Raw genomic sequence first — 23,479 nt, 5'->3', positions numbered from 1 at the left:
CCTATTTCGTGATCAGGGTCGAGGCTGGACTGAAGTCGCCAAGAACCGCCCGATCGTAGATGCGATTGCGCGGCTCCGTCACGCGCAGCCGATAGACGCTCGAGAAATCGAGATCACGCGCCACGAAGATCGAAACCAGCTCTCCTTGATGCTTCAACAGGGTCGGCGGAATGTTGATCGACTGCTCGACGGCGATGGTCGCAGCCTGCTTTCCGGCGCTCGTCGTGTTGTCTGCCTCGACATCGCTATCCTGTAGCTGGCTGTTGGCGTAGGAGGTCGCGTCGCCGACGATCGACAAGAGGATCGCGCTGCCGAAACGCTCCCACCAATGGGTATCGACGTAGCCGTCGACACCGGCACGTCCAAGGGCATCGGTTGCCGGCGACGCAAGGGTGATGATCACCCCGTTCGGTGTCTTTGCCCGGTTCCAGAGCACAAACAGGCGTTTCTGGCCACGGCGAAGGCCGCCGCGATATTCGCCGACGACCTGCGTGCCTTTCTCCATCAGCACGACGCGGCCGTTGTCCGAGAGGACATCGCGGTTGATGACACAGCTCGTGAAGCCGGGTTGGTCGGAGGACAGCGCCGTCTCCAGGACGCATGGAATGGAGGTCCCAATGGCGATAACGAAGTCGCGATTTCCAATGGTTCCTGCACGCGAGCCCTGCAGCTGTGTCGGCGCCAGCATGCGATTGAAGCGCTGGTCCTCGTTTTCCGCCTCGGCGCTGAGCCCGCCCGGCCTGTTTGCGAGCGGAACGTAATTCGACGCAGAATCGGCACTGGCATCCTGGTCTCGAGCATCAGGCTGGCGCGATTTTTCACCGCTGTAGGCGATGACCGGCGCGCGGCGGGCAGCGTCGAGAAGCTTCTCATCCTCGCCGTCCTGCTCGGGCATTCCGGGCGTCGGCAGGATTGTTTCCGGCGGCGGGGTGACGGGTTGGACCGGTTCCTTCGCCGGCTCGAAATCCGATGTCTGACGAATAACGACGTGTTCGGGCCGGACCCCGTCGGCGGGCTTGTCCTGCCCGCGCATCGACCAGAGCGCAAATCCGACGAAGGCGATGATAGCCAGCGCCACGACGCCACGTCTCACCGTCGGATTGGTCTCGAGGCTCCGGCCCGTCGACGTTTCCGCGCGCTCACCAGGAATTTGGGTGCTGTCTTCCTCGGCCATGACGCCTCCTATGGTCCACTCGCTGCCTGCGTCTTCACAATACGCTCCACCGAGGGTGAGGTCGTATTGGTGTCGGGATTGATGCCGATCCGATCATAGGCCTCGTTGAAGACGCACAGCACGTCGCCTGCCCTGCGCAGGATGAACTTGCGGCTGATCGCGTGCACCAGCACCAGGTTGTTCTCGACGGACTTCGGTAACAGGCTCTCGCTGCCGTCGGAATTTTCCATGTAGATCGCCGGCATTTCCTGGTTGCCGGCAAAGGCGAAGGTGGTGACTTTCCCGTTGTCGTAGACTGCCTGCGGTTCAAGTGACGCGGTCCCTTGCGCCGAATAGCGCCAGTTGCGTGGACCATAGGCTTCGTGAAGCGCAAGGACTTTGTCCGCTTCGCCGGCCTGAGCCGCCTGCGCACGAGCAGCGGCATCGAGCCTTCGGCGTTCGGCCTCGTCGGCGGGATAGCGATACTTCACATAGAAGTAGGTGTTCTGCCCGGCCTCGACGCTGCCGTCCCGAACCGTCAGCTCCATCTGGTAGCTGCGTGTCGATCCGTCCCGCCGGGTTGTGACGACCGAGATGTTGGTCACCGGCTGGTTTTCGCGGGGCTTCAGGAACAGGATATTGCCGGCCGGCGCCACTTCCCATGCGACGCTGTTGCCAAGCGCCACGTGGGCAATCTCCTCGTCGGCGGCAAACTCGATCTGCACCGAGGACCGTAAGGTGCCGACGATCTTGGTGATGTTGTAAGGCTGGTATTCGACAAAACGGATGCGGCTATCCTGCGATGCGCCGCGCGGAATGTCGAGCGCTGACGCTGTCGTGGAGAGGCCGGCAAGAAGGAGGGCGATCAGGACACTCTGCTTCAATTGATGGCCTCCGGATCGGCGCGATACTCGCTGACGGCAAAACCAAGCGGATTGGTCAGCCGGTCGGTCGAGGACATCGGCGCGTTGACATAAGAGAAGGTGAGCGTCGCCACCCAATGGGTGGTCCTGATGTCGTCACCGCGGGTGACGGTCCTGGTATAGCGCACCGATACGACATTGGCGTTGATCAGCGAGATCGAGACGACGTTGATGCGTGACATCGCGCTGCGGCCATAGATATTCTGCGGAGAGTCCGGATTGCCGCCTCGGTAGATTGCCGCAAAACGCGTCTGTTCCGGCTGGGTCGAGAGCAGGGCGACGGTGCGAAAATTCTCCTCGGCCTCGCTCCAGACATAGGCTTCCCGGGCACGCACATATTTGGCCGCAAAATACTTGGTCACCGCCTCGTCATAGCTGCCGGCCGTCGACGTCAGCGCCGAGACGACGTCGACGATGCCGGTGGAATTGTCGACCCGAACCACGAACGGCTCGACCGTCTTCAAGGGCGTGAGGCCGGCAACGGCGACAATCGAGGTGGCGGCAAGCACACTTGCGGCGATCGCGATGAACCAGGCGATGCGCGCCGACCGCTCCACCTGGAGAAGCCGATCCTGATCGAAGCGACGCGCCTTGTCGAAATAGCTCTTCAGACTATCCTCACTCACCATCTCACCCCTCCTGGCATGAGCGATAGGAACCAACGACGTCGAAATGCGCGAAGGCGGCAGGTTCCTCCGTCAGCGGCTCTTCACTATGGGAAGACTCCTGGCCAGTGGCTGTCGCCGGGACCGCGTCATTGCCGCTTTGATTGGCGGGCGTGTTGTCCTCCCACTGCCACATGGCGCGGTTGAGCGGCCGGCGCGAATAGCCATCGCATTTGGGCAAAGGGTGGGACCTCGAAGCGCAACCAGTGAGCTCCATGGCAAGCAGGAGCGAGACGATAATGCGGATCATTGAAATGCAAACCTCTGAAACATTTGTCGTGGAGAAATCTTCATCCGGCCCCTCAGGATCTGAGCCGGCGGCTGACGAACCGGGCGCCTCGCCCAACCGCTCTGGTGCCATGCGAGGCGGCCCAGGCGAGCGTGCTTTCATGGGCGTCTCGGCTGGCACCATAGCCGTAGGTCAAAGACGCGCCGCCCGCCGCAAGCGCTGAGGCAATGCCGGGCAACTGGTAGAAGACGTAAAGCGCGGCAAGGCAGATGGCGCAAAGGGCGACCGGACGCATCATGACATCCGTGTAGCTTTCGATTGCCGTGAAGGTCGTGTCGATGCAGCTGATCAGCAGTGAACCGATGGCGACGACCAGGATCTGGAGAATGACAAAATTGGCGAGCTGACCGATCCAGGATTCGGTGAAACGACGGGTGGACTGAAACATTGCAAGCGCGACGAAGATCGGGCCGATTGCCAGCACGATGGCGAGCGCCAGCCGGGCATAGAGCGAGACGATATAGCCGATCGCCGCCACGGTGAAGCTCGCGCCGATCGCCATCATCCCGCCGATGCCGTTGACAATGTCGGCGGGCCAGGTGGCGCGCGCCCAGATTTCCTGAGCACATTTCTGGCCCTTGTCGAGCAGGCTGTCGAAGGTGGAAGCGCTGGGCGCCGTCCCGGAGTTCAGCGCCTGCGAGATCTCGCGCGGCAGCGTCTCGAAGAAGATGTCGGTGATGTAGGTCTGATATTCGCTGGCGTTGCGCACCAGCATGACGATGATGGCAAGCTTCATCGCCCGGAACGCGAATTCGAGAATGGGCTCCGGCACCGAGCCCCGCAGGACAAGGTAACCATAGAGCACGACATAGAGCGTCAGCGCCGCGGTGAGCGGGCCGCCGATCCAGCTGGCGATGTTCGACGTGCCCGACGAGATGAAATTTTCCAGCGGCGCCTTGAACTGGCCGTCGACGAAGCTGAAGACCTGGTACATCGCTCAGCCTCCAAGCGCCCTGTTCATGCGTTCAAGCCGCAACTTCCAGTCCGCCGCCGCGGCGTTTTGACAATTGGGCGTCTGACGCAAGACGCCGGGGTTGTTGCGGCATTCACTCGTGATCTTCGCCAGCAGGACCTGATCATCCATCAGCTCGTCGACAGTGTGGATCCTGTCTTCGTCGCCGAAGCAGCCAGAAAGGGTGAGCATGACGATGCCAAGCAGGAGATGTTTCATTTGAGCGCCTCTCCCATGGCATCGAGGCGCTTGCGCCAATCCTCGGCCTTGCGCTGGTCGTCGACCTGAACCTCAGCCTGCTGGACCATCTGGAGAGCCTGCATGCGCAGCACGTCGGTCTGCAGGAAGGCGGTTTCGGCCTGCAGGCGTGCCTGAAGATCGGCGATATCCTTGGCATCCGCGGCACTGGCGATCTGCCGGCGCAGCTGATCGATGCCGTCGATGCGCTTGGTGGCGGCATCGTAGATCTGCTGGCCGAGGCTCATCTGGCCGGCATTGCGGTTCTGGGCGCGCGCCAGTTCCTGGTCATAAAAGTCATTGGCATCGGTGCGATAGGTGGAATTATTCTCGAGGAATTTCGAGGCGGAGGTGCCGAAGACGCCGGTGCCCGAGCCTTTCAGCAGCCCTTCGATGGCGTTGAAGTCCTGCGGCAACGCCTTGCGGATCGAAGGGTCGTTCAGCAGACCGGCGACATCGGCCATGTTGGTGACCTTGTTCAGCGATGCGTAAAGCTGCTGGGCCTGCTGAAGCTGTTGATTGAGCGTGTCGAGCTGCGATTTCAGCTGAGTGATGCTTTCGATCTGCTTGGCGATCGCTGTCTCATCGATGACCGGAATGCCCTGTGCGAATGCCGCTCCAACCGGCAACAGCCCAGCTATCATTGCCAGAGAAAATCCCATTCTGACCCTTTCCATCAATCCGTTCTCCTTCTTTGCTGAAACACCGGTAGCCAGTCTTCGAGCCGATCGCCGACCTCCTTCCGAATCGCCTCGGCGAGTTCGACGCTGGCGGTGCGGCCGGAGAGAATCTCGAGCTCGTCGTCGAAACCCCTGAGGTTCAGTTCGGCAACGACGCTGTTGTGCCCCTGTTTGACGATGAAGCGGCGGCTTTCGACCGGAAGCTCGCGGGAGAGAAGCTCGAACTCGCGCTCCGTCAGTTTGAAACCGTCGACGTAATCGGCATGATCGCCGCGAGGATTCGGTAGGAAGATCTGCGTCGGGCACTGCTCGATGATCGTATGGGCGATCGGCGAGATGATCGCATCGCGCGGGCTTTGGGTCGCAAACAACATCAGCCCATTCTGTTTGCGGATCGTCTTCAGCTTGTTCTGGGCGAGATCGCGAAAGCCCTCGTCCTGCAGGGCCTTCCAGAACTCGTCGATGACGATGATGATGCGCCGCCCGTCGATCAGCTGCTCGATGCGGAAGAACAGGTAGGCCATCAGCGGAGCGCGAATTTCCTCGTTGTCGAGGAAGTCGGTCATGTCGTAGCCGATGAACTTGGCACCGATGCCGATGTCGTCGGTCTCGTTGTCGAACACCCAGCCGAGCGGACCTCCCCTTTCCCACCGCCTCAGCCGCGAGGCGATGCCCTCGGGATCGGTGTTGTTGAGGAAGGTGCGCAAGGCGCCAATGGAGCGGCGCTCGACAGGAAGGTCCGCCAGACCGTCGACGGCCGAGGCGATGTCGCGCAGCTCGGTGACGGTCAGTTCCCGCGTCGCCGCTCCCGCCAGCCTGCCAACCCAGCCTGTGAGGAACACTTTGTTTTCCGGCGTGAGGTCGAGTGCCTTTAGCGGCGCGCAGCCGGTGGCAACACCGTTGCGAAGCGGCAGGTAGGTGCCGCCCGCAGCCCGGACGAACAGGTCGGCGCCGCGATCCTTGTCGAAGAAGACCATGTGGGGATCGTGTTTTTCGAGCTGGGAGAGCATGAAGTTCAAGAGCACCGTCTTGCCGGCGCCCGACGGTCCGCAGACGAAGGTGTTGCCAAGGTCGCTATGATGAAAATTGAAATAGAAGGGCGAGCCGGAGGCGGTCTTCAGCATGGCGACGGCCGGTCCCCATTCATTTCCGTCCTTTCTGCCGGTCGGATAGGAATGATAGGGAGAGAGTGCTGCAAAATTCCGGGAGGTAATGGCGCCGGATCTTGCCCGGAATCGGAAATTGCCCGGCAACTGCCCCCACCATGCCGCCTCGAGCCCGAGATCCTCGCGGGCGACTACCGCACCGCCGTTGGTAAGGTATGCCCGTGCTTTGGCCATGTGGTCGCTAAGCTCCTTCACCGAAGGCGCAAGCACCGACAGCGCCAGATGGTGCTCGCCAAGTACGAAGCGGTTCGACTCCAAATCGTCCATGGCTTCGCCGAGCTCTTCGATCTGCGAGGCCGCCTTGTCGCCGGCGCTCACCATCTGGTTCTGTTTGCGCCCCATGATCGTGCGCGCGTCGGCTTTCGAGACAAAGGCGAAAGACTGCGTCAGGATGAGCTCGAAGGGGGCCGTCAGGATGCCGTCGAGTATGCCGCCGCGGGTCGTCGCCGGATATTCCTTGAACCCGAAGATGCCGGCATAGCGGCTGTCGGCCTCATGACGGATCTCGATGGTTTCCCGCCCAACGATCACCCGATCCGAATAGATCGCCGAAGATATCCTGCCCTCCGTCAACGGGACGCGCTCCCGCCGGCCGCCAACGACCTGATGCAGCACCTCGCTCGGTTCCGAAAAGAGGATGCCGTCCTGCTCGTAAAGGGAGAGCACTCGAGGCTCGAAGCGCTTCAGGCCCGCGGTGACGTCGGATACCTTGTCCTTCAGGTGCTTCAGGCCATCCTCGTCGACTTCGACGCCGGCGCGGCCTGCCCTGCGCAGGCGCGAAACAAGATTGGCGGCTTTTTCGGCGGTATCCCGGCCCGGATGCCAGACGAGCGAGAGGTAGAGATCATTTCGAAACAGATCCTCATCGATCATGCGTTCGCGGTATTTTGCGTTCAGCCCCTGTGAGAATGGATTGGCGAACTCTCCGTCCGGATAGGCGTTGTCGCGACGGCGAATGACATGTGTCCACAGCGCCAGCCGCTCGTCGGCAATGTTGCGGTAGAGCGTATTGAGGTCGCGGTGGAGGCTGTTCAGGTCCAGGACATCGGCGGTTTCGAAGGATACGCCATCGAGCGCGAGCATCACCATCAGCGCCCTGGACTTCAGCGCGATCGTTGTCTCGTCGACATGGCGGACGTGCGGAATGAAGGTTTCGGGGCCGAGTTCGCGTGAGCGAAGCGTTGCGATGCTAGGCAAGGCTCAGATCCCTTTCGTCATAGTGCCGGATGAGCGTCAGCGGCGAGAGCGTGGCGCCGCCCCAATAGGCGGTGTTGCGTGACCGGCCGCGGGTGTCGATCCACGAGATCAGGATCCGGAACATGTTATGGTCATGCTTGACGAGCGTCCGGAATATGAAATGAAAGACGACGCCGACCAGTGCGTAGGCGATCGATCCAGCGGTGATGTAAAGGATCGTCGTCAGCATGACGTTGACGCCCATCGCCTCCATCGTCACACCGGCGATCATCGCCGGGCGGGTGCAGGCAAGGAACAGGGTGTCTTCCTCGATGGCGGCAGCTGTCGGCATGGTCATCAGCCTCCGACGATCGTATTGACGAGTTCCGTCGCGCCGAAAATCCCGCCGATGCCGATGATCCAGAAGCCGGCGCGGCGCAGATCCATGTAGCCGAACATCCAGGCGATGCAGATGATGATGACGGCGATGACGGCAAGCAGCCGGGCGATATTGCCGGTCAGCATGTCGACGATGTTCTGCAGGACCGTTTCGACGCCGGCTGCCTGGGCAAAAGCCGGTTCTGCCAGGCAGGCGACAATGGCGACTGCCATCAACGCGGGAGCCGCGACAGGGCGAAGGGTTGCTGTTGAGATCATTGGCTTTGCTCCAATCGTTCATTCTGAAACACGAGAACCTGAGTCTGCCGCCGGGCGTTGAAGACGTCCCACGATGCGGCTTCATTGGGCTGCGGAATGGATTCTTTGATTACCGACGCCTGCCGCCTGTCTGCCGATTCATCAGGAGGGATTTCTTCGCGCGGTTCGCCGATGGCGACAGAGGCCAGGTTGGAAGACAGGCGGACCATTTCCTTGCGGACCTGCTCGTCATATCTCACCATCTGGCCGACCGACGGGTCGTTCCGGCCATAATAGGATTGGAGCATGACCTTCTCGGCCTGCGTGGTATCGGCGCCGGCATGCAATGCGAGGCGATAATAGCTGTTGAGCAGAGTAGCCGTGGCCTTCAGGTTCAGGCAGGGATCGAACGCATCCGAAATCGAAAGCTTCAGCTTGCGCAACTCTTCCATGCCGATACCGCCAAGGCCGATCTGGGTGTCCTGATGATCAGCGGCAAGCGAGATCGCGAGCTCAATGGCTTCCGCTTTCGACGCGGGCTGGCGCTCAAGCGGCGGGCCGCTGTTGATACGAATGGCGAAGGGCTTGAAGCCGCTCTCGAGACTGATGACCGCGGCAAGCGTTCTGATCTCCACCATGGGTGCGCAGTTCTGCGCGAGATCCACGAAAGTGACGGCCATCGTTCAGTACCAGACCCGCTGCGTTGCCGTGCCGTCGATGGTGACGTCGACATAGTGGGGTTGCGGGCGTACGTTCGGGCGAGCCGTCGAATAGCCCATGCACTGGCGGCGCCCTTCCTCCCGCTGCCAGCGTGGCGACCGCACCAAATCCTTGTTGAATTTGTGATCATCTCCAAAAACACTGGGGCAGTATGCATTGCTCACCGGCTGGAGGGACGTCGACACGCAGGTAGTTTCCTGTCCGCGAGGACCATAATCGGTTTCCAGCCGGTAACCCGTTTCGCAGTAATAAGGCTCATAGCCGGGGCGCGAACTGGTAAAGCCGACGCCGCTGCATGCCGGGAACGAATGTCCCTCGGCGAGCTCTCGCCACAGCTTCTGGATCGGCGGCCGGCATGCCGCGAACTGCGTCGCACCTCCTGGGTTGGAAAGGCACAGGATAACCTCGCAGCCCCATTCATTTGCGTGCGCCTGGCCAGGTGAAGTAAGGTAGGGTGGCAATATGCAGCAGGCCGCGACGACCGAGTTGAGCAGAAGGTTTTTCATGAGTACGACCCTCCAGAGGACATCCCATTGCGAAAGAGGTGGCTTGCCCGTAAAGGCGTTTATACTGATTTATATAACACAGTAAAAGAGCATGACAAGAGCACTCACAACCCAATGGCGTAATCTGGCTTTCTCAGGTCTCATCCTGCACGAAATCCTCGATCATCCACTCGAAGACGAGACGCCTCAGGCACGGCTGAAGCAGGTCGGCATGATGACGGTGCTGTACAGCATGAACCAGGCGCATCAGAAGTTAACCCTCTCCAGCATCATGGAAATTACTGCACTAACTCGCAGCGGCGTCAAAGAGACGGTCGATCTCCTGGTCAAACGGGGGATGCTGGACGAGACGATCGTCAAGAATTCGATGGGACGTGGAACGGCCCGTCAGTTCGAGATTTCAGAAGCGCTTCTGGAGAAACTGAGTTCTTTCGCAGCCGGATGATAGCGGTTTTAAGTGATTATTTTGGTTGCCTGTCGGTTGGTCAGAAATCACCGCAATGCCTGCAGCCGCGAGAATTGGTTGACATCGCAACGCCAGGGTCATGACATGCAGGGTGAAGGTGAGCGTGCGGGCACATTGGCGCTCGATTGTCATTCGCCGACAACAAAAAACCGCAAAATCGCTGTGTTCACCATCCCTGTCGCGTCCGCCTGGCGCGGAGGAAACTCGCCAACGAAGCCTCCTAATGACGCGCTGGGCTTTAAAGACAATCTGCTTGTGCACCCGTTGGACACGACGGCCGTAACCGCAGCGACAGAAGAGCATTTGCTCTCGGCAGGAAAAGCCGCAACCATCGCCCACGACAATGAGATGCCTGGACCGCTCCAGCTCGAGCGCGGTGCGAAGCAATGCGACAATTGGAACCTTATTTGCGATCGCATGGTTCGGGCTGCAGACATGATGCCGCGGGACCTCCATGCCATTACTGCCAGCAGCGCCGAGAGCGCTACGACGAATAGTCATCATCAGCGACTTCCAGGACGGCGATGGCGAAAACGTAGAGCCTCGGACCCCGGCGTGGTTTCGCAAACAGTGGCTCGCCGGCAACCGGGGACCTCGTCCTCAACCCGCCGATCGGGGCCCAAGCCTTCAGGTGATCGGCGGCTATATCGAACGGCTGCCGCTTGCCGTTCTCAAAGCCGGCCTTGTGGACTGCGCCGAAGTATGGACACATTGGCGCGGTCCGACACCGCCGACTGAACAGCCTGGCGCCAGCCCTCTCCTCATGCGCCGGGCATTTCAGGCAAACGGGTCTGAAGCGCCGTTTTCTTCCAACGACATGCTCGGGCACATTGCCGCCTTCGGGCCGCCGTCGATCCTCTGTGTCTGGGGCCTCGGTGTGAGTGAAGACGTGTTGCTGGCTTGCCGCGGAAGTTTCAAGATTTACAACTCGATCGACGCACCCGCCTTGCGAGTTCCCTTTGACGTCGGCCGGCACTTCGACCTCATTCTCACCGGATCGCAAGGGCAGTCGGAGGCGGTGCGGTCGCGCCATCCGACGATACCGACGATCATCATGCCGATCGGACCCGAGTTTGCCTCCGAACTCACCTTCACGCCGATCGACATGCCGAAGACCTACGACGTGATCTACGTTGCCGCCGCGCAAGCCTATAAGCGCCACGACATCCTGTTTCAGGCGCTTGCCAAGCTTCCGCGTTCGATGCGGGCCCTTTGCGTCTGCGGCTACGGCGAGATGATGGACACATTGCGAAGCGAGGTCGGCGAACTTGGCATCAATGTCGACTTCATCGACCCACCCGGCGTGCCGTTTGCGGAGGTGAACAGGCTGATGAACCAAGCGCGTATCGGCGTGGTTTGCGGCATCGATGACGGGGCACCGGCAATCCTGACCGAATACATGCTGGCGGGCATACCCGTCCTCGCCAACAGCCAGCTGCGCTGCGGGTTGCAATTTATCACCCCGGAGACGGGTCGAGTGGCCTCGCCCGAGAACTTCCATGAAGGCATTTGCGACATGCTGGGCCGGCTCGGGACGTTCAACCCGCGCCATGTGGTGCTCGCCAACTGGACGTGGCCGCACAGTCTGCGAAAACTGAGGCCCTTCCTTGGCGGATCAGCCAGATAGCGCCTTACGGGAACATTCGTCGCCATTCGCGGTTCGGGGTCATCGTGATTGCGAGGTGCTCCATGAACCTGCTGAATTCCGTCCCGCACTTGTCCGACAATAGCTTGTTGGATGACGCGCCGCTCATTTGTTTTTCGCATCTAAGATGGGACTTTGTGCTCCAGAGGCCGCAGCATCTGATGGAACGGTTTTCGCGCGAGCGGTCGGTCTTCTATTTCGAGGAATTCATCCCCACCGACCACCATTTCGCCTATCTGGAGATTCATCCCTTCGAAGGAACGAGCGTCAAGGCGGTCCGTCCGCGGATCCCACATTGGTGGAACGAGGTCGATCGAGAAGCCGCTCTTGGCAGACTGCTGGACGAACTGATTTGGCTCCACGGCGCCAAACGTCCGATCCTTTGGTTCTATACACCGCTGATGTTTGGCTTTGCCCGGCATGTCGACGCCGTCGCGGTTGTCTATGATTGCATGGACGAACTCGCGAACTTCAAATTCGCGCCGGCCAATCTCAACGCCTCAGAGCGGGCCCTGATGGCCTGTGCCGATGTCGTTTTTACCGGCGGTCTCAGCCTCTATGAGGCAAGACGGGACCAACACGACAATATCCATCCGTTCCCGTCGGGGGTCGATACGCATCACTTCCGCGCCGCCCGATGCCCTTTGCCCGATCCACCCGACCAGGCGGGTATTCCTCATCCTCGTCTCGGATACTATGGGGTGATTGACGAAAGGCTCGACCTCGACCTGGTCGGCAGTATCGCATTGGCCCGGCCTGACCTTTCTTTCGTGTTCCTGGGCCCAATCGTAAAGATTTCGCCGGATGATCTACCCCATGGCGCGAATATCCATTATCTCGGACAGAAGGCCTATGCCGATCTTCCCGCGTATCTTTCGGGTTGGCAGGCTGCGCTGATGCCGTTCGCGCTGAACGAGGCCACGCGCTTCATCAGCCCCACCAAGACTCCCGAATATCTCGCCGCCGGCCGGCCGGTGGTTGGAACCCAGATCGTCGATGTCGTGCGAGGTTACGGCGACGTGCCGGGGGTGTTGTTGGCAAACGGCGCCGAGGCCTTCGCGGAAGCCTGCGACGCCGCGCTCTTGTTGTCCCGCTCCGACACGGCGTGGTTGGAAGTGGTGGACGGGGTTCTGGCGCAATCGTCATGGGATAGTACCTTTCGCAGAATGTCCGCGCTTGTCGAACAGGCGGCAGCGCAAAAAATCGTTTCGGCCACCCTTCCCGAACGATTTCGCGTCGGAACTTCGCGCAGGGCGCCTTCGGATACCTACGACTATCTGATCGTCGGCGCAGGATTTGCCGGGTCGGTTCTTGCCGAGCGGCTCGCTGCCGACGGCGGCAAGAGGGTCCTTGTCTGCGACAGACGGCCCCATATCGGCGGCAACACCTACGATCACTATGATGAGGCGGCGATCCTGGTTCACAAATATGGCCCGCACATCTTCCATACCAACAGCGAGGATGTCTTTGCCTATCTTTCCCGCTTTGCGGCATGGCGGCCCTACGAACATCGGGTGCTTGCCCAGGTCGGCGATCTGCGCCTTCCGATCCCGATCAATCGCACGACACTGAATGCGCTCTACAACATCGATCTGACCAGTGACGCCGAGGCGGCGCGTTTTTTGGCGGACCGTGCGGAGCCTTGCGATCCGGTGAAGACATCGCGCGACGTGGTGATATCGCAGGTTGGAGCGGAGCTCTATCGGACCTTCTTCGAGGGCTACACTCGCAAGCAGTGGGGGCTCGATCCGTCCGAACTTGACCGCTCGGTGACGGCTCGTATCCCGACCCGGACCAATACCGATGACCGCTACTTCCTGGATCGCTTTCAGGCCATGCCGGTTGGCGGCTACACCCGCATGTTCGAACGGATGCTGAACCATGACAATATCACGGTGATGGTCGGCACCGATTTCGCCGATCTCAGGCGTGAGGGCCTGGCTGATCATACCATCTTCACGGGTCCCATCGACGAATACTTCGGCCACTGCTTTGGGCGTCTGCCCTATCGCAGTCTCAAGTTCACCCACGAAACGCATGATGTGCGGCGTCTGTTGCCGGTCGCCGTCATAAACTACCCGTCGGAGGACGTGGCCTATACGCGCGTCACGGAATACAAGCACCTGACCGGCCAGGTCCATCCGAGGACTAGTATCAGCTATGAATATGCGAGCGCCGAGGGAGAGCCCTACTATCCGATCCCGCGCCCGGAAAACCAGGCGCTTTACAAACAATACGAAACCCTGGCGCGTACGCGCGACGACGTCACATTCGTCGGGAGGCTTGGCACCTACAAGTACTACAATATGGATCAGGTCGTCGCCCAGGCGCTGGCGACATACCGGCGCCTGCGGGATCGCCATGGAGCCAGCAGAGCCCTCGCCGGCGTCCAGCATGATTAGGAAGGCCCACGTCCTTCTGGCAACCGACAGCTTCAATCCCTCCGGGATGGGCGAACACATGCTCGCGCTCGGCCGCGGTTTGAGTGACCGCTGGAATGTCACCATCGCAGTGATGTCCGAGGCTCGAACGGGCTTGTTGGCGCGCGCCGCGCGCTGCGGGCTTGCGGTCAAACTGATCCAGGATACCGGCGAGTTTCACGAGTGGTTGTCGAGGTCCAGCGTCGATATCCTGCACGTCCACGCAGGGATCGGATGGGAAGGGCACGGTCTGGCAGCGGCCGCCGATGCCCGCGCCATCCCAATCATACGCACCGAGCACCTTCCATATCTTCTCAATGACCCGGAACAAATCGAGCGTTATCGACGCGAAACCGAGAAATTGGCGCATATCATCGTCGTTTCCGAAGCCTCACGTCAAAGCTTCCGGGAGGCACAGGTCGCGCCCTCGCGTTTGACGGTGGTTCGAAACGGCATTTTTCCGCTTGTGCCCGTGCGATCCGCCACCGATTTTTCGCAGGAACTCGGCCTTGTCGGAAAGACCGTCCTCTTGACGGTCGCGCGTTTCACCGAGCAGAAAGACCAGGCGTCGCTGGTGCGCGCCTTGCCGGCCGTCTTGGAGGACAATCCTTCCGTTGTCTTGCTTCTTGTTGGGACAGGCCCCGAAGAAGAGCGCGTCAGTGCCCTGGTGACGGAGTTGGACGTGGGCGATCACGTCCAGTTTCTGGGGCACAGATCCGATGTCGCCGAGCTCATGGCAATCGCTGATCTCTTCATTCTTACATCGCATTTCGAGGGCCTTCCGCTGGCGGTTCTGGAGGCCATGTCGCTTGCCGTGCCCGTCATTGCAACTCGCATTGGCGGGACGGTGGAGGCGCTAGGTGATGGTCATCCCTATTTCACCGAGCCGGGCAATCCAGCGGCGATCGCCGCAGTCATCAATCACGCACTCGCCAATCCTCATCGTCTGGTGGCAAGCGGCCTGGCCGGCCTTGAGCGTTTCAAACGGGACTTTTCCGTCTTTCGAATGGCTGCGGAAACCGGGGCCGTCTACGAGCGGTTCCTCAGCCAGCCGAAGCATCAAATACAAAAGGACAGTTCCATGGAAAAAACACGGCTGGGCTTCATCGGTGTCGGCGGTATCGCCCGCCGGCACCTGGACATTCTGGCGAGCTTCGACGATGTCGAACTCGTGGCTTTTGCCGACCCCGATCTTGGCCGGGCCGACGAGGCGGCGATGCGATTTGGGGCGAGATCATTTGGCCATCATCGCGAAATGCTCGATAGCCAACAGCTTGATGCGGTCTATATCTGCATTCCACCTTTTGCCCATGGCGAGCCCGAGCGCGATCTCATCCAGCGCCACATGCCGTTTTTTGTCGAAAAGCCGGTGTCGCTGGGCCTGGCGCAGGCCGAAGACATCGCTGCGGGCGTAGCCAACGCCAACCTCGTAACGGCTGTCGGCTATCATTGGCGGTATCTCGATATCGTCGACGAGGCCAAAAGCCTGTTGGCGGACAATCCCGCCCAGCTTCTGTCAGGCTACTGGCTCGACTCGACACCCCCGCCGAAATGGTGGTGGAAAGAGGGCAAATCGGGCGGTCAGATGGTCGAACAGGCAACCCATCTCCTCGATCTCGTCCGGTGGCTCATCGGAGACGTCACCGAGGTCTACGGGCGCGCCGGCTATAAGGACAGACCGGAATTTCCAGGCCTGGACGTACCGACGGTGACGACGGCAAGCCTCACCTTTGAAACGGGCGTGGTCGCCAATATAGCTTCCACCTGTCTTCTCGGCTGGAGCCATCGGGTCGGCCTGCACGTTTTTGCAGATAAGCTGGCGATCGAGCTGACCGACCGGGAGATCATGGTCGATGTAGGACGAGGACGCCCCGTGCGCGCCGCCGACGGTGATCCGGTCTGGCGCGAGGACCGCGATTTTATCGATGCCATACGCGGTGGTGAAAACCGCATCCGGTGCCCCTATGGCGACGCTGTAGCAACCCACCGCCTTGCCCTGGCCGTGGTGTCCTCAGCCCGCAGTGGTTCGGTCGTGCGCCTCGACCCTTCCGGGATAAGACGGGATCAACCAGCGCCGCTGCAGAGGCAACCGCGGCCGCCGGCACCGCAGGGGCTTCCACCAGGCCATCGCAAGATACGCTCGCTTGGCGTCGAGGCGCCGGGCCGTGCCTATTTCTTCGACTATGAGGAAGGCCCACCGGCCGACGGCCACTTGCGGCTTGACACGCTGTTCACTGGTCTGTCCGCGGGCACCGAACTGACCTTCCTGAAGAACACCAATCCTTATTTCCGTTCCCGCTTCGATGGCGCGCGCGGCGTCTTTATCGAGAACGAGCCCGACCTGCATTATCCCGTTCCATTCCTCGGCTACATGGAGGTCGCGCGCGTTTCACAGTCCCGTGCATATGGTTTCTCCGAGGGCGCGGTGTTCGCGGCGAGCTATGGTCATAAGACCGGCCATACGGCAGACCCGTTTCACGATCTCCTGGTCGAGATGCCCCCGGAGCTCGATCCCCTGCTCGGCATCTTCGTCGCCCAGATGGGGCCGATCGCCGCCAACGGGATCCTCCATGCCGACGCGGAAACGTTCGGGGCGAATGTCCCCGCACTCGGTGCGGGTGTTGCCGGTCGTCCGGTGATCGTTCTTGGAGCCGGCACCGTCGGTCTGATGACGGCGCTCTTTGCCCGCGTGCTCGGCGCCTCCGAGGTGGTGATCACCGACCCGTCCGACTTTCGCCGGAAAAAGGCCGAGGCGATGGGGCTGACCGCGATGACGGAAGATCAGGCTTGGCAGCATGCCAAGGCACGCTGGCACGACGGGACGATGGGACGCGGCGCCGATCTCGCGTTTCAGACACGAGCTCATCCCGGCAGCCTGCACACAGCGCTCAAAGCTCTGCGGCCGCAGGGTACCGTGATTGATCTTGCCTTCTACCAGCACGGGGCGGATGCCTTGCGGCTTGGCGAGGAATTCCACCACAATGGCCTGAACATACGGTGCGCTCAAATCAACCGCGTTCCTCGCGGGCTCGCTCCTCTCTGGGATCGACGCCGACTTGCGCGTGCGACGGTCGACCTCCTTGCCTCGGACGGAACACCGATCCGTGAGCACATGGTCACCCACGTCGTCCCTATTGACGAGGCACCATCCTTCCTCGCCGATCTGGTCGAGAACCGACCGGAGTTCCTGCAAGTCGTCTTCAAGGTTGGCGAATGACCCTCGAACCGACGCCCATCCGCATCCTCTTCGTCTTCGCCTGGCTGGTCGTCGGCGGGGAGGAGACCGAAGTGCGGCTGCTGGCCAAACACCTTGATCGCCGCCGTTACCGCATCGACGTCGTGGCCTGCTTCAAAAAGCCCGGCATGCCCGAGCAGACCCATGTACAGCTCCGCTCGCTCGGGATCGACGTCGACACTACGCCCTACGACTTGTCGTTTACCGACACCGTCGGCTACCTTGCCGGGAAAATCTCGAGCTACGACGTCGTCATCTCCTGTCAGAACGTCGCGGATATCTATCCTGCGCTGGAGCGCCTGCATCTTCGCCCGCCGCTGATCGAGCATGGCGGGCTCGTTTCTGAAGCACTGGCCGGCCCCAAACATTTGACGACACGCTACGTCGGCGTCTGCCGTTCCATCCGCGACGCCGCCGCATCGCGGATGCCGGGACGCGAGCATGATGCGCTTGAGATTCCTTCGATGGTCGACCTCTCGGCGTTCGATCCGGTCCTGCGGGGGCCGACCCGTAGGGCTCTGGGGATTGCCGAGGACGAGGTTCTGATTGGCTGGGTCGGCCGGCTCGACCCCAAGAAGAACGTCGAGGACTTCATCGAAGCCGCTGCTCTGGTAAGCATCGCGGCCAAGCATGCGAGGTTCGCGATCGTTGGCGGACCCGACGCCTTCGTGCCGGACTATGCAATAAAACTCAAGGCCTTGGCGGCCCAACATGGGCTCGGCGGTGTGCTTCAGTTTCTGGGCGACCGAAAGGATATCCCTGCCCTCATGGCGTCATTCGATATCTTCGCCTGGCTTTCAAGCGGCGAAGGCATGCCGCATGTCATTGCAGAGGCCGGTGCAGCAGCCCTCCCTGTGATCGCAACGCCCGACAACGGCGCGCAGCAGCAGATTGACGACCACGTATCTGGTCTGTTCGTCCCTTATCGGGATGCCGCCGCCGTGGCCGGACAGATGATCGCTCTGTTGCAGGACACGCGACGTCGGCAGGCACTTGGCGCCGCATTACGGCGGAAGGTCGAGACCACCTATTCAGTCGAGGCGGTTTTGCCGCAGTGGGAGCAGCTGCTGGCGGATGTCTGCGGCAAGGGAAAGGCGGCCGGTCCGACCGGACTGTTCCGGTCTTTTCTGCAGGGCGGTTTCGAATGCTCAACCCATCGGCTTCGGGCGCGGGAAGGTGAGGCCAAGGGCCGCCGTCTCGACATGATTGCCGCCGTCAGCCACGATCGCTACGCCGAAGAGGACTACCGTCAACTTCTAGGCCTGGGGATCCGCACAGTGCGCGACGGTTTTAGATGGCACCTGATCGAGAAATCCGGTGGCTATGACTGGTCGAGCGTGCGACCGATGATACGGGCGGCCGCGCTGACCGGCACGCAGGTCATCTGGGATCTGCTGCATTATGGCTGGCCGGACGATCTCGACATCTGGTCGCCGCGTTTTGTCGATCGCTTCGCCGCGTTCGCGCGCGCTTGCGCAAAGCTGGTGCGCGAGGAGTGTGACAGCGTTCCCTTTTATTGCCCAGTCAATGAGATCTCGTTTTTCTCCTGGGGCGGAGGCGATGCGGGCTATCTCAATCCGTTTGCCAATGGCCGCGGCTTCGAACTGAAGGTGCAGCTGGCGCGCGCCGCGATCGCCGCGATGGATGAAATCAGTTCAGTCGACCAACGGGCGCGCTTCGTTCACTGCGAGCCGGTGATCAATGTCACCGCGCATCCCTCACGGCCCGAAGACAGAGGTATTGCCGAAGGTCACCGCCAATCGCAATACCAGGCGTGGGATCTCATCGGTGGTCGGCTGTGGCCACAGATCGGGGGAAGCGAGCGCTATCTCGACGTCATCGGCGTGAATTATTACTTCAACAACCAGTGGATTCATGGGGGCACACCGATCGACATCGGGCACGCGCTATACAAGCCCCTCAATGAAATTTTGCGCGAGACTTTCGCGCGATACGGCAGGCCGATCCTCATCGCCGAGACCGGTATCGAGAACGAGCGACGCGCGAGTTGGTTCGAATATGTCGTTGGCCAAGCTTCCCTTGCGATGCAGTCTGGCGTTCCGCTGGAGGGACTATGCCTCTATCCGATCGTAGATCATCCAGGTTGGGACGATGGCCGCCAGTGCGCAAATGGCGTTCTTTCGACCGAGGTCACGGCATCCGGACGAACGGCATACGCACCGCTTGCGACCGCCATTCAAGCGGCGGGGCTCGGATGCCTTTCGCAACCGATCAAGGCGGCCAAAAATGCATCCCGTCGCGAGCCGCCCGATGACAATGCGACGGCAGATTTAACCTTACGCGCAGACCAGCGTCTCGTGATGCGCCAACCGCTTGGCAGGATACAGCGGTCCTGATCAAGCGGCTGCGCATCATGAGATAAATTGGCTCTGCGGGAACAATTCCTCGACCCGTGAGTACGACGTCACCACGCACTCGAGAACTCAAGGGGTTCAATCCATGTCAAAACTTGTCACCAACCGAATACCCGGCGATGTCGCACATACTGTCGATCCTTCCCTAACGACATCATTCAACAAGATTGCATGGGGGGCCGTGTTTGCCGGTGTCGTTCTCGCTCTTGCCACACAGCTCCTTCTAAATCTGCTCGGCGTTGGCATTGGTGCGGCTGTCCTCGATCCGGCGACCTCGGACAATCCCGCGGCCAGCACCTTCTCGATTGTCGGCGGCATCTGGTTCGTCGTCGCCGGCATCATCGCATCCTTCATCGGTGCCTATGTTGCCGCGAGGCTTTCCGGCAGACCAAGCAAATCCACGGGCGGCTATCACGGGGTCACAACCTGGGCCGTGACCACGCTTGTCGTTCTCTTTCTTCTGACAACGTCGGTGGGTTCGCTCGTCGGCGGTGCGTTCAGCGGCCTGTCGAGTATCGTCGGCGGAGTTGGCCGGACGGTCGCAACGGCTGCGACCGCCGCCGCTCCGGCGTTGGCCACAGCAACCGACCCGATGGGCACCATCGAACAGCAGATCAGAAATGCTAGCGGAGGCAACGATCCTGCGGCTCTGCAGACTGCAGCGGTCTCGGCCATGACGGCGGTTGCCACCGGAGATCAGTCGAAGATAGACGACGCCAAAACACGCGCCGCCGACGCCCTGGCCAAGGCCCAGAACATCCCAGTCGATCAGGCACGGGCGAAGGTGGATGAATACGAGGCCAGCTACAAAGCCTCAGTCGAACGGGCGAAGCAGCAGGCGTTGGCCGCAGCCCAGACGGCGACGAAAGTCGTGTCACGGGGTGCGCTCCTGGGTTTCCTCGCGCTCGCGCTTGGCGCAATCGCAGCCTGGTTCGGCGGCACGGCCGGCACCAAGCCCGCTTTGTTTGTCGAAGAACACACTTCCACCAATCGGCTTTGATCACCACCGGAAAGGAAATATCATGTCTACCGAACCGAAAAATCTCAGCGATCTCCTCTACGAAACCCTCAAGGACATTTATTTTGCGGAAAACCAGATCCTAACCGCCTTGCCGAAAATGGCCGAAGCGGCCAGGTCTCCTGACCTCAAGCAGGCTTTCCAGACCCATTGGGAGCAAACCGAGGGCCAGGTCAAACGTTTGGAGCAGATCTTTGAACTGATTGGCCAGCCGGCAAAGCAGAAAACCTGTAGTGCCATCCTCGGAATGATCGAGGAAGGGAAGGAGATGATGGAAGAGTTTAAGGGAACCCCCGCTCTTGACCCCGGCCTTCTAGCCGGCGCCCAAGCGATTGAGCATTACGAAATCAGCCGCTATGGCACCATGCTTTCTTGGGCAAGGACGCTCGGCCAGGACGAGGTTGCCGAGCTTCTCGGCCAGACACTCGACGAAGAAGAGTCGACCGACGAGCTACTATCAGAAATCGCCGAAACCGCGGTCAATGCAGCTGCCGCATGAAAGCTCTCGCGCGCGCCGCATAGGCGCGCGCCTGAGGAAGCAGACTCACTCAAAAATCTGTCGGGTTAAATATCGCCGAGAATATCAGCAAGGAAAGCAACGGATCTGCTTCGAAACCGGCGCCAGATATGGCCACGTGCAGCGGCGGCACGGCGACCGTTTAGTCCTTGCCACGCACAACCGCGATGATGGGAGCCCCCTCTGCTTTGCCGCTCATGCGTAGAGGGCGTCAGGGGACGACCTGATCCTCCCGGAGATTCGGCACCCTTTGATCGAATGGAAACCAGCCCTTAGCGTCGGTCGCTGAAGCTGCAATGCATGCGCGGTGATGGGCCGTATGGTGGGAGTGGGTTACTCTAGGGCTGCGCGTAGCGCGCTTGCAGCAACGCCCGGTACTCGTGTTCAGGCTGCCCATAGGACCCCGCGGAATATTCCTCCAGTCCCGGTCGGTCTCTGAGAACAACGCGTCCACGGTCCGACCGAATTAGCCCCTCTCCCTCCAACATATGCAAGGCGGTGGTCACGCTTGGCCGTCGGACGGCCAGCATCAAGGAAATAAACTGGTGCGTGATGGGCATATTGTCCGTTACAAGACGATCGTGGCACATCAAGAGCCATCTCGCTAAACGTTGATCGATTTTGAATGCTGCATTTGCAAGGGCGGTATAGGCCACCTGCGCTGCAAAGACATAGAGGTAGCGGGACAACAGGTCTGCAAAAACTCCATTGTCGGCAACGATTTCCTGAAACAGCCCGACTGGAAGGCGATGTGCAAATCCTTCAACCTGGATCACGATGTCGTAAGGGTTGGTATTTGCCCCCACCGATGACGCAGTGGGCGCAAATCCTTCTCGGCCAAACATGCCGGCCTCCGCTTTCAGGCCGCTATCCGAAACAGCCAAAACAGAACCGATGCCAGACGACAAAAAATAGACCGTTTCCAGCGGCTTTCCCGCCTGCGCGATCTGATGACCTTGAGGTAGATAAACCCTTTCAAGGCGCTCGGTGAAAGACCGGCGCTCTTCGTCTGGAAGCAGTTTAATCAATCCGTTATCGCATCCCGGCTGACCTTCCATCTTGCGACCCCTGTTATGACGCACCGCTCGCTAGCCGCTCGAATTTCGGCATGTCACATGGCCTTCGGCTATGGCCGCCCATCCTGACGCAATTCCCGGCGCAAGGGAATGGCCGAAGGGGATCAACGGTCAGTGGACCGTCGAATTCACTACCGAGTAGCGGGCAATTTCTGGCCGAAGCTCGACGGTCCGTCGCAGAAGCCGGGCAGCCTCGTCCATCACAAGGACGACGTCCCTCAACTTTTCGATTTCAACGTGAAGCCTATAGGCCTCGACCTCGTCGAGTCCTGCTCCCAGCAGTCGCCTCGCCGCGTCGATCAGGCGTTCGGCGCGATCGACGACGTCGAGACTATTCTTGATGATGATTTCGAGCATGCGTTTTCCCCTCGCTTGCAAGTCAAGCGTGCCGGAGAAACGCCCTAGGCGCAATCCCGCGAGGACCTAGATCCGGTCTCGTACCCTGTCATAAAGATCGCGCATCTCGTCGAGCGCGCGGTCGTAACGCGAGCGCGGCGGCGCCGAACGGGAGCCTCCTATAGCAAAGGCGATCGCCCCGACGGCGGCTGCGACCGCGATCATCGTCGAAACAGGATACAACTTCACCGTCGCTTGCGTCTGCCTCGCAGCCTCACGCGCGCCACCCTTGATAGTCTGGGCGGCATCCGACACCTGCTTCTGTAACGTTTCAAGCTGCCTGCGGAGGGCGCCAAGTTCTTCGCGAGGATCATAATCGGGCTGGACAGGGACGCCGACCTGTCCCGTCGCAGTATCCACGACGCCCTTCGGTACTGGACTGGCGATCTTCGCAGCGGTGGCTTCGAGCGTAGCAGATTTACCGGGCTTACGAGGTGGCATGTGTGTCCTCCAAACATTGCTTCACGGGTGAAGATGGGGTTGTGCCGCCGGAGGGCAAGCCTGTAGCAAAGGAGCCCGGCCAAGCAAGCGTTCCGCCAGCTTCCCAACCAGTTCCGCTTAGTCTGAGAACATGAACGTCTTGCCGCGCTGGGCGGCTTCATTTGGCCAAGAGGAGCACGCGGACCGGAAAGAGCGTGGCGGCACGGTTCGAGGCGGAAAGCTCGTGGTCGTCGTCCCGATCTGCCTTGATCGTGCAGTGGCGGCCATCGCATTCCTGCTTTACGTCACCGTCCTTGTCCATGGTCTTATGCACAGTGTCTAGAACATAGAGCCCGTGACGGCCGTAGAGCCAGCCGCCGCGATCGAATGCGAGGCTTGCTGTGCGGTGGCAAGAGCGTCGACGGTTACTGAGCCGAGGCCGCGCGTCTGGAGAAGCTAGCGGGTTCGTCCCAACTTACGAAGACCAAAGATCCGCCCGGCTGTCATCTCATGAAGGCGATATCTAGACCCGCGCGGCGGTCGACGTTGCTAGTCCAGCAGCGTGAGACGGCTTCTCTATCAACTCGCGATATCCATAACTCGCAGACATATACGATTTGCGCAGGAAACACGGATTCGACAGTCGGCATTTGCCCGGAAAACTTATAAATTAACAGAGACTTAAACAGTTTGGACACTTCTTGCACATAAGTATGACTTTATGTGGCGGTGGCTGTTTTGCGCTTGGGTCTTTCACTTTCACTTACTCGGGCATTCGAAGCCCTGCGCGGCCTCGGAAGGGACAGGG

24 protein-coding genes are annotated in these 23,479 nt (G+C 60.5%); 8 read left to right on the top strand and 16 right to left on the bottom strand.

Translation table 11 applies throughout. The annotated features are described in order from the left end of the window. Position 1: 1 nt before the first annotated feature. From virB10 to FY112_RS30935, 12 genes are read right to left on the bottom strand one after another with little or no spacing between them, the layout of a single operon-like run. Positions 2-1,174 (bottom strand): type IV secretion system protein VirB10, encoded by a 1,173-nt coding sequence (gene virB10, locus FY112_RS30990; RefSeq protein ID WP_151520071.1) that lies wholly within the window; start codon positions 1,172-1,174, stop codon positions 2-4. Positions 1,175-1,182: 8 nt separating this feature from the next. Then, positions 1,183-2,037, bottom strand: coding sequence for a P-type conjugative transfer protein VirB9 (gene virB9 / locus FY112_RS30985; protein ID WP_151520070.1), 855 nt, complete (start codon positions 2,035-2,037; stop codon positions 1,183-1,185). Then, entirely contained in the window at positions 2,034-2,705 is a 672-nt protein-coding gene (locus FY112_RS30980) for a virB8 family protein (protein ID WP_151520069.1), read from the bottom strand. Before FY112_RS30980 ends, virB9 begins: the two co-directional genes overlap by 4 nt. A gap of 1 nt (position 2,706) precedes the next feature. Next, complete coding sequence (locus tag FY112_RS30975) at positions 2,707-2,991, bottom strand: hypothetical protein (protein ID WP_151520068.1); 285 nt, start codon at positions 2,989-2,991, stop codon at positions 2,707-2,709. Between the two features lie 52 nt (positions 2,992-3,043). Further along, entirely contained in the window at positions 3,044-3,964 is a 921-nt protein-coding gene (locus FY112_RS30970; protein ID WP_151520067.1) for a type IV secretion system protein, read from the bottom strand. 3 nt (positions 3,965-3,967) lie between these two features. Beyond that, positions 3,968-4,201 (bottom strand): EexN family lipoprotein, encoded by a 234-nt coding sequence (locus FY112_RS30965; RefSeq protein ID WP_151520066.1) that lies wholly within the window; start codon positions 4,199-4,201, stop codon positions 3,968-3,970. After that, entirely contained in the window at positions 4,198-4,881 is a 684-nt protein-coding gene (gene virB5 / locus FY112_RS30960) for a P-type DNA transfer protein VirB5 (RefSeq protein ID WP_246700802.1), read from the bottom strand. The genes FY112_RS30965 and virB5 overlap by 4 nt, the downstream gene beginning before the upstream one ends. 14 nt (positions 4,882-4,895) lie before the next feature. Continuing rightward, complete coding sequence (locus FY112_RS30955; protein ID WP_151520064.1) at positions 4,896-7,262, bottom strand: VirB4 family type IV secretion system protein; 2,367 nt, start codon at positions 7,260-7,262, stop codon at positions 4,896-4,898. Beyond that, positions 7,255-7,593: a type IV secretion system protein VirB3 gene (locus tag FY112_RS30950; protein ID WP_026158293.1), complete on the bottom strand. Its 339-nt coding sequence runs from the start codon at positions 7,591-7,593 to the stop codon at positions 7,255-7,257. The genes FY112_RS30955 and FY112_RS30950 overlap by 8 nt, the downstream gene beginning before the upstream one ends. A gap of 5 nt (positions 7,594-7,598) precedes the next feature. Further along, the gene (locus FY112_RS30945; protein WP_151520063.1) at positions 7,599-7,898 is read right to left on the bottom strand and encodes a TrbC/VirB2 family protein; all 300 of its coding nucleotides are present in this window, start codon (positions 7,896-7,898) and stop codon (positions 7,599-7,601) included. After that, positions 7,895-8,557 (bottom strand): lytic transglycosylase domain-containing protein, encoded by a 663-nt coding sequence (locus tag FY112_RS30940; protein ID WP_151520062.1) that lies wholly within the window; start codon positions 8,555-8,557, stop codon positions 7,895-7,897. The genes FY112_RS30945 and FY112_RS30940 overlap by 4 nt, the downstream gene beginning before the upstream one ends. Positions 8,558-8,560: 3 nt before the next feature. After that, positions 8,561-9,103: a hypothetical protein gene (locus tag FY112_RS30935; RefSeq protein ID WP_131718344.1), complete on the bottom strand. Its 543-nt coding sequence runs from the start codon at positions 9,101-9,103 to the stop codon at positions 8,561-8,563. A gap of 91 nt (positions 9,104-9,194) precedes the next feature. Between FY112_RS30935 and FY112_RS30930 the strand changes: the two genes are divergently transcribed. Next, positions 9,195-9,548 (top strand): MarR family transcriptional regulator, encoded by a 354-nt coding sequence (locus FY112_RS30930; protein WP_131718345.1) that lies wholly within the window; start codon positions 9,195-9,197, stop codon positions 9,546-9,548. Here the strand turns inward: FY112_RS30930 and FY112_RS30925 are convergent. After that, on the bottom strand, positions 9,504-10,073 hold the full coding sequence (locus tag FY112_RS30925; RefSeq protein ID WP_151520061.1) for a hypothetical protein: 570 nt from the start codon (positions 10,071-10,073) through the stop codon (positions 9,504-9,506). The genes FY112_RS30930 and FY112_RS30925 overlap by 45 nt on opposite strands. A gap of 127 nt (positions 10,074-10,200) precedes the next feature. Between FY112_RS30925 and FY112_RS30920 the strand changes: the two genes are divergently transcribed. The 6 genes from FY112_RS30920 to FY112_RS30895 all read left to right on the top strand — a co-directional run bounded on the left by FY112_RS30920 (position 10,201) and on the right by FY112_RS30895 (position 20,761). After that, complete coding sequence (locus FY112_RS30920) at positions 10,201-11,196, top strand: glycosyltransferase (protein ID WP_131718347.1); 996 nt, start codon at positions 10,201-10,203, stop codon at positions 11,194-11,196. Positions 11,197-11,258: 62 nt separating this feature from the next. Further along, positions 11,259-13,616, top strand: a complete 2,358-nt coding sequence (gene glf, locus FY112_RS30915) for a UDP-galactopyranose mutase (RefSeq protein ID WP_151520060.1) — start codon at positions 11,259-11,261, stop codon at positions 13,614-13,616. Beyond that, positions 13,609-16,851 carry a glycosyltransferase gene (locus tag FY112_RS30910; protein ID WP_151520059.1) on the top strand — a complete coding sequence of 1,081 codons (3,243 nt, stop codon included), beginning with the start codon at positions 13,609-13,611 and terminating at the stop codon, positions 16,849-16,851. The genes glf and FY112_RS30910 overlap by 8 nt, the downstream gene beginning before the upstream one ends. Beyond that, complete coding sequence (locus FY112_RS30905) at positions 16,848-19,226, top strand: glycosyltransferase family 4 protein (protein WP_246700791.1); 2,379 nt, start codon at positions 16,848-16,850, stop codon at positions 19,224-19,226. Before FY112_RS30910 ends, FY112_RS30905 begins: the two co-directional genes overlap by 4 nt. A gap of 103 nt (positions 19,227-19,329) precedes the next feature. Then, positions 19,330-20,244 (top strand): PhnA-like protein, encoded by a 915-nt coding sequence (locus FY112_RS30900; protein ID WP_151520058.1) that lies wholly within the window; start codon positions 19,330-19,332, stop codon positions 20,242-20,244. Positions 20,245-20,266: 22 nt separating this feature from the next. Continuing rightward, positions 20,267-20,761 (top strand): ferritin-like domain-containing protein, encoded by a 495-nt coding sequence (locus tag FY112_RS30895; protein WP_151520057.1) that lies wholly within the window; start codon positions 20,267-20,269, stop codon positions 20,759-20,761. A gap of 356 nt (positions 20,762-21,117) precedes the next feature. Here the strand turns inward: FY112_RS30895 and FY112_RS30890 are convergent, their stop codons facing one another. Continuing rightward, entirely contained in the window at positions 21,118-21,837 is a 720-nt protein-coding gene (locus FY112_RS30890; RefSeq protein WP_151520056.1) for a Crp/Fnr family transcriptional regulator, read from the bottom strand. Positions 21,838-21,945: 108 nt separating this feature from the next. On the opposite strand from FY112_RS30890, the gene FY112_RS37025 reads away from it, so the two are divergent. Further along, on the top strand, positions 21,946-22,260 hold the full coding sequence (locus tag FY112_RS37025; RefSeq protein WP_181018306.1) for a hypothetical protein: 315 nt from the start codon (positions 21,946-21,948) through the stop codon (positions 22,258-22,260). Between the two features lie 18 nt (positions 22,261-22,278). Here FY112_RS37025 and FY112_RS30880 read toward each other — a convergent pair whose 3' ends face one another. Both FY112_RS30880 and FY112_RS37020 read right to left on the bottom strand, forming a co-directional pair. After that, on the bottom strand, positions 22,279-22,692 hold the full coding sequence (locus tag FY112_RS30880; RefSeq protein WP_131718353.1) for a hypothetical protein: 414 nt from the start codon (positions 22,690-22,692) through the stop codon (positions 22,279-22,281). 157 nt (positions 22,693-22,849) lie between these two features. Then, positions 22,850-22,993 (bottom strand): hypothetical protein, encoded by a 144-nt coding sequence (locus tag FY112_RS37020; RefSeq protein ID WP_168274397.1) that lies wholly within the window; start codon positions 22,991-22,993, stop codon positions 22,850-22,852. Between the last annotated feature and the right edge of the window lie 486 nt (positions 22,994-23,479).

Origin of the sequence: Rhizobium sp. PEPV16 (genome assembly GCF_008919455.1) — a bacterium.
Classification (GTDB): Bacteria; Pseudomonadota; Alphaproteobacteria; order Rhizobiales; family Rhizobiaceae; genus Rhizobium; species Rhizobium leguminosarum_Q.
This window is presented reverse-complemented; position numbering and strand designations above follow the sequence as displayed.